The organism is Campylobacteraceae bacterium (genome assembly GCA_013215945.1).
Taxonomy (GTDB): domain Bacteria; phylum Campylobacterota; class Campylobacteria; order Campylobacterales; family Arcobacteraceae; genus NORP36.
Genome location: JABSOM010000009.1, coordinates 48492 through 60342, shown reverse-complemented (window position 1 = coordinate 60342; position 11851 = coordinate 48492). Strand labels below are relative to the sequence as shown.

Here is an 11851-nt window from a genome sequence, read left to right as displayed (position 1 = left end):
TTATATCTTTATTCTTTTTATTTTTTGCATACTATTGTGCCAATTCTGCTTCTAAGTAATAACCCGTATATGAAGCTGTTTTTTTATGATTTGCAGCAATATCTTCAGGTGTTCCTTCAGCCACTATTTTTCCACCCTTACTTCCACCTTCAGGACCCATATCAATAACCCAATCAGAATTTTTTACAATATCTAAGTTATGTTCAATGACTAAAACAGAATTTCCTAAATCAACTAAATGGTGCAATACTTTGGTTAATCTATCAACATCAGCAAAATGAAGACCCGTTGTAGGTTCATCTAAGATATAAAGTGTTTTACCTGTATCTTTTTTACTTAATTCTTTTGATAATTTAATTCTTTGTGCTTCTCCACCTGATAAAGTAATAGCATTTTGTCCTAAAGTAATATATCCCAAACCTACATCACTTAAGGTTTGAAGTTTTGCATGAATTTTTGGAATTTTAACAAGGAATTCCAGGGCTTCATCAACACTCATATTTAATACATCGGAGATACTTTTTGTTTTATAATTAATTTCAAGGGTTTGAGGATTGTATCTTGAACCATGACATTCATCACATTTAACCATAATATCTGGTAGAAAATGCATTTCAATCTTGATTTCACCTTCTCCTTGACATTTCTCACAACGCCCACCTTTTACATTAAAAGAGAAGCGTCCTATTGCATACCCTCTTAATTGTGCTTCTTTAGTTTTTGAAAATAACAGTCTTAACTCATCCATTAAACCTGTATACGTTGCTGGATTTGATCTGGGAGTTCTTCCTATTGGGCTTTGATCTAAATAAATCACTTTATCTAAAAGCTCAAGTCCTGTAATTTCTACACCATCCACTTTATTTACTTTTCTTGCATTGTTTAATAATTCTTTTGCAACAGGAAGTAGGGTTTGTAATATTAAAGAAGACTTTCCACTTCCTGATACTCCTGTAATCGAACACAAGGTTTTAAGTGGAATTTTTACATTTAAATCTTTTATATTGTTAATTGTAACATTTTTTATTTCTATAAATGTTTCACAAGGTCTGTTGTGTTTGTAATCAATTTTTTTGGCACCTGAAATATATTTGGCAGTAAGTGTTTTTGCTTTAAGCATTTGTTTATAGGTTCCATCAAAAACAATATTTCCACCAAACTTACCTGCTTTTGGTCCAATATCAACAATATAATCTGCTGCTTTAATGGTTTCTTTGTCATGTTCAACAACAATAACTGTATTCCCTTTTTCTTGTAAGGCTTTTAGTGTTTTTATTAGTTTATTTGTATCTCGTTCATGTAAACCAATAGAAGGTTCATCAAGTACATATAATACACCCGTTAAACCAGAACCAATTTGTGAAGCAACTCTAATTCTTTGTGCTTCTCCACCTGAGATACTTCTTGCATCTCTTCCTAAAGTAATATATCCTAAACCTACATCAAATAAGAAATAAATTCTTTCTTTTATTTCTTTTAAAATAGAAGTAGAAATGAGTGTATCTTGTTCATTCAAATATGAAAAATTATTTTTATCTTGAAAAAAAGTGTGAGAATCTTCTATAGGAATAGACGTTAATTCACAAATTGATTTACTGGCTACTTTAACAGCCAAAGAAGAAGGTTTTAATCTGTGACCACCACATTCAGAACATGTTTTTTCTGTCATGTATTCAGCCATTTCTTTTTCATCTTTAATCATTCCGTAGGCAATTTTTACAACACCTTCCCATTTTCTGCTTAATTTGTGGTTTTTCCAAGTAAATTTTACCTCTTCAAAACCTCCATGATAAATGGCTTTTTTCTCATGTTCTTCTAAGCTTGAAAAAGGAACAGTGATATCTATATTAGCCGCATGACAATAAGCAACTAACATTTTAAAATAATAGCCTTTATTAAAACCATAAATAACTTTAATTGCGCCTTTTTCAATAGATAAGTCTGCATTAATAATTTTTTTCATATCAATGGCATATCTTATTCCTAAACCATCACAAGAAGGACAAGCGCCTTTAGGTGAGTTAAAAGAAAAAGATAAAGGTTCTAAGGGTTCAAAAGATATTTTACAAGCAAAACATGCCATGTGTTCTGAGTAATGGTGATGTTTTTCACACATTACATCTTCATGATTAATTACTTCAATCTCAAGTTCTCCAAAACTTTCTTTTAGACCTTTTTCTACATCTTGGGCTATTCTTTGTCTGTTTTCTTCTTTTACACCCACTCTATCAATGACGACTTTAATAGTATGCATTTGTGTTTTTGCTAGTTCTATGTCTTCATCAAGTCTAACCATAACACCATCAATCATAGCTCTTACATAACCTTTTGCTCGTAACGATTCTAATAAATCAGCAAAAGTACCTTTTTTACGGTTGACTAGGGGTGCTAAGATAACAAGTTTTGCATTTTGGGGCAATGTTAGTACTTCTTCAATAACATCAGAAGCACTCATTTCAGAAATAGGGTCTCCACATTGATGACAATGTTGTTCTCCAATCCTTGCATATAAGAGTCTTAAATAATCATAGACCTCAGTAATTGTTCCTACTGTAGATCTTGGATTTTTAGAAGTGGTTTTTTGATCAATTGCAATTGCAGGAGTTAGTCCTTCTATGCGTTCAACATCAGGTTTGGCAATTTTGCCTAAGAACTGACGTGCGTAAGCAGATAAGGATTCTATATAACGTCTTTGTCCCTCTGCATATAACGTATCAAAAGCCAATGTTGACTTACCTGAACCTGATAAACCTGTAAAAACAATGAGTTTGTTTTTAGGTATTTCTAGGTTTATGTTTTTTAAGTTGTTTTCTCTTGCGTTAACTATTTTAATTGTATCTTTCATCACCATTCCATTGAAAAAATAAGTGTGATTATATCATAAGTTATTTAAGACAAAAAGAATATTGCATTTTGAAAGCTTATTAGTATAATAAAAGATTAAAGAAGCATACGCTATTTTATTTATTAATTACTTTAGAGGAGTTACTATTTACTTATGAATATTATTAATAACTTTAAAATACAAAATGAAACCTTTTATTTTTATGACTTATCTTTACTTTATAAAGAATATGAAGTCTTGTTGTTTTTGCCTATTGTTCTAAAAATTCTCTTAGAGGCGAATCTTAGAAAAGCAAAAGACGAAGAAGAATTTAATAAAGTATTGAATGTTTTTCTGGGGAAAAATAAGGAAGATATACATTTTTATCCTTCTCGAATTATCATGGAAAACTTTGATTGTATAACTACCTTACTTGATTTGGCAGATATGAGAGAAGAAGCATTAAAACGTAAAAAAGACAGCTCAAAAATAAATCCCTCTGTAATGCTGGATATACTTTTGGATGATTTTAGCACTAGTACGTTGAATAATGAAGCTTTTGAAAAAAAGCATGACTTATATACTTGTATCAAATGGGCAGAAAAAACTTTTTCGAAAATAAGAGTAATTCCTCCTGGAAGTGGAATGAATCATGATTTACATTTAGAATATCTTTCAAGTATTATACACCTAGAACAAAAAGACAATAAAAATTTTATTTACCCAGAAATGTTGCTTTGTCATAATTCTTTTAATGTTATGCATAATTCTCTAGGTGTGTTTGCTTATAATCTTGAAGGAATACAAGTCAAAAAAGCTATTTTTTCTTCTTCTTTTTGTTTAAAACTACCCAAAGTGCTTGGCATAAATATTCAAAAAGAACTTAAAGAAGGTTTGGATTCAAATGATATTGTACATGCTTTGTGTATGCGCTTGAATACTTATGATCTTAAAGGGAAACTCATAGAGTTTTATGGAGAAGGACTTCACTCTTTAAGTTTAGAAGACAGGGCAACAATACTAAAATTATGTCCCAAATACGGTGCTATCTCTGCTTTTTTTGCGATTGATGACAAAAGTATTTCTTATTTTAACAAAACACGAAAGAATGAAGATTTTTCAAAAATTATTAAAGTATATTTAGAAAAACAAAAAATGTATTTTGATCAAAGTGTCTTAAGATATGATGAAGATATGATTATTGACTTGTCAAAACTTTCTGTTATGCTGTCTTTTTTAGAAAAACCGTCAACTTTTTTTTCTTCAGATGAATTTAACTTAAATAAAGTAAAGAATGAGGGAAAAAAACTTCATGATTACGATATTGTTTTTGCTAGGATTTCTTCTTGTATTTCTACTTCTAATCCTTATATTTTAATACACAGTGCTTTATTAGCTAAAAAAGCCTATGAATTTGGAATTAGAATTAATGCTCGTATTAAATGTAGTTTAGAACTTTCGTCTTTAAAATTAAAAGAATATTTAGTAAAACTGGATTTACTGAAATATTTTGAATATTTGGGTTTTTTTATTATTATTGCAGAATCCTGTGATATTCCTTTATTACAATTAGAAAAAAATATAGAAGAAGACATAAAGAATTATCATCTAAAAGCCGTTTCACTTAGTTCCCTCAAAGATGAAAATAGCACAAAAACACACGCACTTGTAAAAATTAATTATCTAATGTCTCCCTCTTTGCTTATATCTTATGCTCTTCTTGGAAATACAGCTTGTAATATATTAGAAAGTGAAATTATGAGTGTTTCTGATGAAAAAATTTATTTAAAAGATATATGGCCTAGTAATGACTTAATGAAGGAATATTTAGACAAACTCGATTATTGTATTTATAAGAATATTTATCAAGATGTTTTTTTAGGAAATGAACTTTGGAAGGCCATTGCTTATGAAAAAAAAGACCTATATCCTTGGCCAAAAGAATCGATTACTTTACAATCGTTAAATGTATTTCAAGAACAATCGCAAGAGAAAATAACTATTGATAAAGCAGGAATACTCTTACTCTTAGGAGATAATATTAAAAGTGATGAGATTTCGCCCTTAGGGCAAATACCTTTGTATTCAGAAGCAGGTGAGTATTTGGAAAAAAAAGGCATTAAATCTTATGCTTATAATACCTTTTTATCTCGAAATTCAAATGCACAAGTGATGGTACGTGGGAGTTTTGACAGTGATACTTTAGCTAATAAAATGCTTTTCAAAGAAGGTGCTTTTACAAAAGATTATGAGAGTTTGGAAATAATATCAGTATATGAAAAGTCTCAACGTTTTTTTAAAAAGAAACAAGCCTTAGTTATTTTTGCAGGTAAAGAGTATGGAGAAGGAACTTCAAATGAGTGGGCAGCAAAAGGCACTGCATTATTGGGCGTAAAAGTTGTTATCGCAAGCTCTTTTTCACCTTTGCATAAACGAGATCTTATCTCTTATGGGGTACTTCCTTGTGAGATCCTTGATGAAGATATTAAAAGCCTGGCTTTACAAGGAGATGAAATAGTGTCTTTGCACTCTTTAGGGCATACTTTTATTAATGAAAAACTTGATTTAACAATATATGCAAAAAATAAAACAATTTCACTGAAGGTTTTATCACGTATTGATAATGAAGAAGAGTTAAAATACTATAAAGAGGGGGGCGTTTTATCCTACTTGTTAAATAAGATATTAGACTCACAAAAATAAGTTCTGTTTCCTAAAGCCAATAGGCTTTAGGGCAAAAATGTTTTCTAAGTCTTAATAATACATTTTATACAGCATAGAAATTAAAATCAGTAAATATAAGCTTAAAATATATTTTTTATAGGAAACAAGATTTGTTAAATGTTTAAGTTTCACCCCAGCATAAACCCCAAATAATGAAATTCCCCCTATTATCATACCTTCTTGATATAACATTTGAGAATTACTGCTTAAAGATATAAAACCTGCAAGGGAAGAAAACATTACAAAAAATAAAGATAAAGAGGTAGCTGTTTTTAAATTATAATGCATAAAACCAACTAAAATGGGAGTCAACATAATAGAACCACCCACTCCAATACTCATAGCAATCATTCCAATACAAGAGCCAATTAAAATTAAAAAACCTTTTGAAGGTACTTTTTGTTTTTTGTTATGAACTGCGGGAGTTTGTAGTATTTTTAAAATTGAAGCTACTAAGATTGCAAGAAAAAGATATTTTAAACCAGCGTTTGAAATATTAGAGGTAATAAAATAAGATAAAAGACCTCCAATAAAACCACCTATACCTAACATGACTCCATCATAAACAATATCTAATTGTTTTTTAACATTTAAAAAAGATCCATAAGTGGAGGAAAATACCATTTGAAGAATAGAAATTGCAACTGCTTCTTTCATTACAAAACCAGAGATTAAAAGCATGGGAACAAGAACCATTCCTCCTCCCACCCCAAAAAAACCTGATACTAGTCCTGTTATTAAACCAAAAATAAGCAGTTCTGGGATCATTTTTTAATAGAATTCATAGCTGTTATGAATTCTTCATAAATAGATTCTAAGTCATGATCTTCTGTAGATAAATCTATATGATCGTGTTTTTTAAGTGCATGCTCTAAAAGTGCTACTCTTTTTAATAAATATTCAAACATTTCTTTATTAATATCAGGTAAATCTGCATGATTAAGTTTTGTTTTTTTACAGCTGCCTCTGTGAATGATTTTGGCAGGAACGCCTACCGCAGTTGAGTCATCAGGTACATCACAAATAACTACAGAATTAGCTCCAATTCTAGAATTTCTTCCCATAGTAATGTTTCCAAGTATTTTAGCTCCTGAGCCTATTACCGTATGTGCTTTTACAGTAGGATGGCGTTTTCCTTTACTTAAAGAAACTCCACCTAAAGTAACGCCTTGATAAATAAGAACATCATTTTCTATAATGGCAGTTTGCCCAATTACAACACCAATTCCATGATCAATAAATACGCGTCTTCCAATTACGGATGCCGGGTGAATATCCATATTACATAAAAACTGAGTAATTCCCATAATAATACGACCCAATATTTTAAAGTTATTTTTATATAAACGGTGGGCAATTCTATGATTTATAATAGCCCAAACACCTGGGTAGTTAAAAACCAATTCTATAGTAGAATTTAATGCCGGATCATTAACTTTTGGCACATTAAAATCTTCTTTGATTTGTGCCCATAAACTAATAGCTTCATTGTCATTGGAATTGTTTTGCTCAATTTCCTCTGAAGTATTTTCTTTTAAATCGTTTACTGTTGTTTCAACTTTGTTTGTTTCACTAGTATTATCTGAGCTCATTTTTTTAGTCATATTAACTTCCCGTTGTTTTTAAATATGAATTTTCATTCAAATATTTTTGTAAAATACTATAATGAGTATCATCGAGTTTGTTTTTTAAAATATTTTTTATCTTAATTGTATCATAATCTATATCTTCTAAGATATCAATAATTTTTTGTGATTCCAGAATTTTTTCACATTTTACCTCGCCATCTTTAAAAACAACATTAATCTCTGTTGGATGAGAAAATAAGTTATGACGCATTCCTAAAATGTCTTGGTAGGCACCTACATTAAAAAAAGCCAAAAAATACTCTTCTTTTGAAAGATCAACATTATGCAAATACAAAGCTTTATCTGCGTTAAAAGGAATTTCTCCATCAGAATCACAAGTAATATCCCATAAAGAAGCGGAACGTGTAGGTTTTTTATCTAAATGCGTTAGTGGCATAATTGGAAATTCTTGATCTATTCCCCAAAAATCAGGCAAAGATTGAAAGATTGAAAAATTTAATAAATATTTTTCTTGTATTTTACTGTCAATGCGTTTTAATTCATCGTAATCATTTATTTCTAAAAAAGAAATGGCTTTTTTGATAATAATTTGTGTTAAAACTTCTGCATTTGATCTGTCTTCTAAATCAATATATCCTAAATCAAAGAGTTTTAGCAAAGATTCTAAATGATCAATACTGTCATGCATAAACTCTAAAGCTGTTTTTTCATTCATATCTTCATAAAGTTCTAGAAGTTCTTCAATTAAGGGTGGATTTTTTTCTTTTAAGCGTAAATTCTTTTTATCATATTCTGCTGAAAAGAGTTCTAGTACTGGGGTAATTAAAACACAAGATGAAGCCGCAATAAAACGTCCTGATTCTGTAAAAATATTAGGTTCTTCTACGCCTTTTTGTTTGGCAATATTTTTGAGTGTAAATACAACATCATTGGCAAATTCTTGTAAATTATATTGAGTGGTTCTTTTATAAGCAGAATATTCAACATTTAAACCCCCTCCAATATTAATGGCTTTTAAGTTTTTAGCACCAAGTTTTTTAAGAGCTGCATAAATATGACCTGATTCTTTTAAGGCTTTTTTTAGAGGTTGAATGGAGTTTAAAGCAGAACCAATATGAAAATGAATCATAGATAAAGCATCAATTATATTGTGTTTTTTTAAGATATCAAACGCGTCCAGAATTTCTGTTGAACTTAAGCCAAATTTAGAATCAATACCTCCTGATTTTGCCCAAGCCCCACCACCTGCATTAAAAAGTCTTAAGCGTAAACCAATATTAGGAAGTTCAAGTTTAGATTCTTTTTTTACTTCTAAAATAGTTTTTAATTCATTTATGCCTTCAATAGTAATAGTAACATCATGCCCCATTTTTTTTGCAAGAAATGCAATATGAATCATTTCTTTGTCTTTAAAACCATTGATTGTAATAGGAGCACCTGTATTATTATAGGTCATGGCTAAAATAAGTTCCGCTTTACTTCCTGCTTCTAAACCATAAGCATAATTTTCCCCTGCTTCTAGTAAAGGATGTAAAAAATTGGGAAGTTGATTTACTTTTAAAGGAAAAACAGCATTAAAGCTGCCTTTATAGTCGTATTCTTTAATGGCATTATCAAATAATGAAAAGAGTGTATTAATTTGTTTTTCAATTAAATGTGGAAAACGAAATAATAAAGGGCCTTTAAAGTCTTGTTTTCGTATTTCTTTAACAAGGGAGTATAAAGAAGGTTTGTTTTTATAATTAATACACAGTTTATCTTTTTGTATAATAAAATTATCATCGCCCCATATATCTATTCCATAGTTATTCAAGTTTAAAATTCCTCTAAAGGAATACTTTTTTCAGTACCTTGTTTCATGTCTTTTACATAAATAGTATTGTTTTTTATTTCATCTTCACCCATTAAAGCAATAATTGTAGCACCTTGTTTTTGTGCTAATTTAAAATGTTTGTTAAAGTTCTTACTTGCGTATTCTAAGTGTGTTTTGTGTGTTTTTCTTTTTTTAGAAGCAATTTTTGTAAGAATATTTTGTGCTTCTTCACTCATAGCTCCTAAATATAGTAGCTCTTCTTTTTTTTCATCTTTTTTAATTAATTCTAACAAGCGCTCAATTCCCATAGCAAAACCAATTCCAGGCGTTGCTCTTCCTCCTAAGTATTCTACAAGTTTATCGTATCGCCCACCTGCTGCAATAGTGCTTTGAGCTCCTATTTCATCCGACTTGAATTCAAAAGCTGTTTGGGAATAATAATCTAAACCTCTTACTAAATTAGTATCAATTAGATAAGAAATTTTATTAAAATCAAGAATTTCTTTTACTTTATTAAAATCACTGTCACATTTTTCGCATAAATTATACGTAATCTTTGGTGCATCTACGATGAGTTCTTGACATTTTTCATTTTTACAATCCAATACTCTCATTGGATTTATAAACATTCTTTTTTTACAGTCTTCACATAATTCTTCTTTAAAAGGTGAGAAATGATTAATTAATTGTTCTTTATATTGAGGCATACAGTTTTCATCCCCTAAAGAGTTTAAGTGTAAAGTAAAACCAATTCCAAAAAAGTCTAAAATATCTTTTATTAGCATGATGATATTTGCATCTTCATAAACACTGCTTATTCCAAATACTTCACAACCAAATTGGTGAAACTGTCTTAATCTTCCTTTTTGTGGTCTTTCGTATCTAAACATAGGTCCATTATAAAACCATCTGTATGTTCCCCCAGCTCGGTCACATTTGTTTTGTACAAAAGAACGTACTACTCCAGCTGTTCCTTCTGGTCTTAAACAAACATCGTTTTCACCTTTATCAGTAAATTGATACATTTCTTTATTTACAATATCAGAACTCTCACCAACAGAACGTTTAAATAAAGCAGTTTCTTCTAAAATTGGGGTTTCAATATAAGAAAATCCATAGTTTTCTGCAATTCTAGCTGCATGTTTTGAAAAATAAGTAAAATCAACACTTTCTTCTTTTACTATATCTTTCATTCCTCTAAGACTTTGGATAATTTTTTCTTTATTCATTTATAAATTCCTCTATTTTTAACTCAATTTCTTTAATACTTAATTTTGCATCTATAAAAATATGATTTAATTTTAATATTTTGACTGTTTCTTTCATTCTATTTTGAATATTTAATAAATAATCAATACCTCTTAATTCAATGGCATCGTTTTTTTTCTTGCTTAATCTGCTAATCAGCTCTTCTTTGCTTAATTCTAATAAAACAACATGGCTTGGCATGATATTTGAAGTAGCAAGTAAATTTAAATCAATTACTTCTTGTAAAGGCAGTTGTGCTGCATATGCAATACCTGAAATAACAGACCTATCAGAAATAATAGTCTTGTCTAAATTCTTTTTAATCACTACTTCAATATGTTCAGCCCGATCAGCTAAAAACAAAAACATTTCTGCAATAGGCGAACGTGCTTTTCCACTTAAAGCTAATTCTCTAAGCGTTAATCCAAGTTTTGTTCCTCCTGGTTCTTTAGTAAAAATAGCTTCAGGGTGATTTTTATTTAAAAGATCTAATTGTGTAGATTTACCAGCAGTGTCAATACCTTCAATAACTACATACATTCTTTTACCTCTTTGGGAACTAAATGACAAAACTTTCCTTTAAAACGAATCAATTCTCTAACAATGGTAGAAGATACAAAAGCATTTTCAAGCGTTGGCATTAAATAAAGTGTTTCTAAGTCTTTATTAATTGAGGAGTTCGCATATCCCATTTGTAATTCAAATTCAAAATCTGAAACAGCACGTAAACCTCTAATAATAATACCAATTTCAAGTTTTACTGCTAAATCCACCAAGAGAGTATCAAAACCAATAACTCTTACGCCTTCAAGATCTTTGGTAGCTACTTTTGCAAATTTAACTCTTTCTTCATGAGAGAACATTGGATTTTTTCTTTCACTTTTTGCTACAGAGATTACTACTTCATCAAATATTTTTGCAGCTCTTTTTATAATATCCATATGTCCATTTGTAATAGGATCAAAAGTACCACTGTAAATCGCTTTTTTATATGAGGCTACTTCTTTAAAGTTACTGTACATCATTTCTCCATCGTGTAAATAAATTGTGCTCAATTTTTAATAAATCAAACCATTTTCCAATAATAAAATCTTCCATCGCTTCAAGGCTATCTTGTTTTGAATAATAAGCAAGCATAGGAGGTGCTATTGTTATTCCAAGTGTTGATAGTTTTAACATGTTTTCTAAAACAATAGTTGATAAAGGTAATTCTCTGGGAGCTAGAATAATCTCTCGTTTTTCTTTTAAAGAAACAGTAAATGCTCTTGTTATTAAACTGTCACTTATCCCACAAGCACATTTTGCAAGGGTATTCATAGAACAAGGCAAAATAATCATTTTATCTATTTTAAAAGAACCAGATGCAATAGGTGCAGCTATATCTTTATCTTTGAATATTCTTAGATTTTCTCTTTTTAGAACTTTTTTATAAGAAACATTGTTTTCATGTTTTAATGCAATTTTTGCACTTTTTGATAGCACTACAAATGTTTCTATATCTAAAGGAAGATGTTCTATAAATTTAAGTGCTAAATTAGCACCACTTGCTCCTGTTATTGCAACAATTAATTTCAATTAAATAGCCTTTTTTTATTTAAAGGATTTTATCTAATTTTCACTTTATATTCAAACCGTTTTTCTAAGTAAATCATA

Annotated in this window: 9 protein-coding genes; 1 reads left to right on the top strand and 8 read right to left on the bottom strand. The window is 29.7% G+C overall.

The genetic code is table 11. The annotated features are described in order from the left end of the window. Window positions 1-31: 31 nt before the first annotated feature. On the bottom strand, window positions 32-2845 hold the full coding sequence (uvrA, locus tag HRT41_10490) for an excinuclease ABC subunit UvrA (GenBank protein NQY24455.1): 2814 nt from the start codon (window positions 2843-2845) through the stop codon (window positions 32-34). A gap of 153 nt (window positions 2846-2998) precedes the next feature. On the opposite strand from uvrA, the gene HRT41_10485 reads away from it, so the two are divergent. Further along, on the top strand, window positions 2999-5527 hold the full coding sequence (locus tag HRT41_10485; GenBank protein ID NQY24454.1) for a hypothetical protein: 2529 nt from the start codon (window positions 2999-3001) through the stop codon (window positions 5525-5527). A 51-nt stretch (window positions 5528-5578) separates the two neighbouring features. Here the strand turns inward: HRT41_10485 and HRT41_10480 are convergent, their stop codons facing one another. From HRT41_10480 to HRT41_10450, 7 genes are read right to left on the bottom strand one after another with little or no spacing between them, the layout of a single operon-like run. Then, the gene (locus HRT41_10480; GenBank protein NQY24453.1) at window positions 5579-6316 is read right to left on the bottom strand and encodes a sulfite exporter TauE/SafE family protein; all 738 of its coding nucleotides are present in this window, start codon (window positions 6314-6316) and stop codon (window positions 5579-5581) included. After that, window positions 6313-7140, bottom strand: coding sequence for a serine O-acetyltransferase (gene cysE, locus HRT41_10475; GenBank protein NQY24452.1), 828 nt, complete (start codon window positions 7138-7140; stop codon window positions 6313-6315). Before cysE ends, HRT41_10480 begins: the two co-directional genes overlap by 4 nt. Before the next feature lie 13 nt (window positions 7141-7153). Beyond that, on the bottom strand, window positions 7154-8950 hold the full coding sequence (speA, locus tag HRT41_10470) for a biosynthetic arginine decarboxylase (GenBank protein ID NQY24451.1): 1797 nt from the start codon (window positions 8948-8950) through the stop codon (window positions 7154-7156). Between the two features lie 2 nt (window positions 8951-8952). After that, window positions 8953-10179, bottom strand: a complete 1227-nt coding sequence (locus HRT41_10465) for a histidine--tRNA ligase (protein NQY24450.1) — start codon at window positions 10177-10179, stop codon at window positions 8953-8955. Beyond that, on the bottom strand, window positions 10172-10738 hold the full coding sequence (locus tag HRT41_10460) for a dTMP kinase (GenBank protein ID NQY24449.1): 567 nt from the start codon (window positions 10736-10738) through the stop codon (window positions 10172-10174). The genes HRT41_10465 and HRT41_10460 overlap by 8 nt, the downstream gene beginning before the upstream one ends. Next, window positions 10729-11223, bottom strand: coding sequence for a pantetheine-phosphate adenylyltransferase (coaD, locus tag HRT41_10455; protein NQY24448.1), 495 nt, complete (start codon window positions 11221-11223; stop codon window positions 10729-10731). Before coaD ends, HRT41_10460 begins: the two co-directional genes overlap by 10 nt. Continuing rightward, a complete protein-coding gene (locus tag HRT41_10450) occupies window positions 11210-11773 on the bottom strand; it encodes a UbiX family flavin prenyltransferase (protein NQY24447.1) in 564 nt (187 codons plus the stop codon). Before HRT41_10450 ends, coaD begins: the two co-directional genes overlap by 14 nt. Window positions 11774-11851: the final 78 nt, after the last annotated feature.

Excerpts from the sequence above, each read along its gene's own strand:
- HRT41_10485 (NQY24454.1), top strand. The coding sequence starts at position 2,999 with ATGAATATTATTAATAACTTTAAAATACAAAATGAAACCTTTTATTTT.
- uvrA (NQY24455.1), bottom strand. The coding sequence starts at position 2,845 with ATGAAAGATACAATTAAAATAGTTAACGCAAGAGAAAACAACTTAAAA.
- cysE (NQY24452.1), bottom strand. The coding sequence starts at position 7,140 with ATGAGCTCAGATAATACTAGTGAAACAAACAAAGTTGAAACAACAGTA.
- HRT41_10460 (NQY24449.1), bottom strand. The coding sequence starts at position 10,738 with ATGTATGTAGTTATTGAAGGTATTGACACTGCTGGTAAATCTACACAA.
- HRT41_10480 (NQY24453.1), bottom strand. The coding sequence starts at position 6,316 with ATGATCCCAGAACTGCTTATTTTTGGTTTAATAACAGGACTAGTATCA.
- coaD (NQY24448.1), bottom strand. The coding sequence starts at position 11,223 with ATGATGTACAGTAACTTTAAAGAAGTAGCCTCATATAAAAAAGCGATT.
- HRT41_10465 (NQY24450.1), bottom strand. The coding sequence starts at position 10,179 with ATGAATAAAGAAAAAATTATCCAAAGTCTTAGAGGAATGAAAGATATA.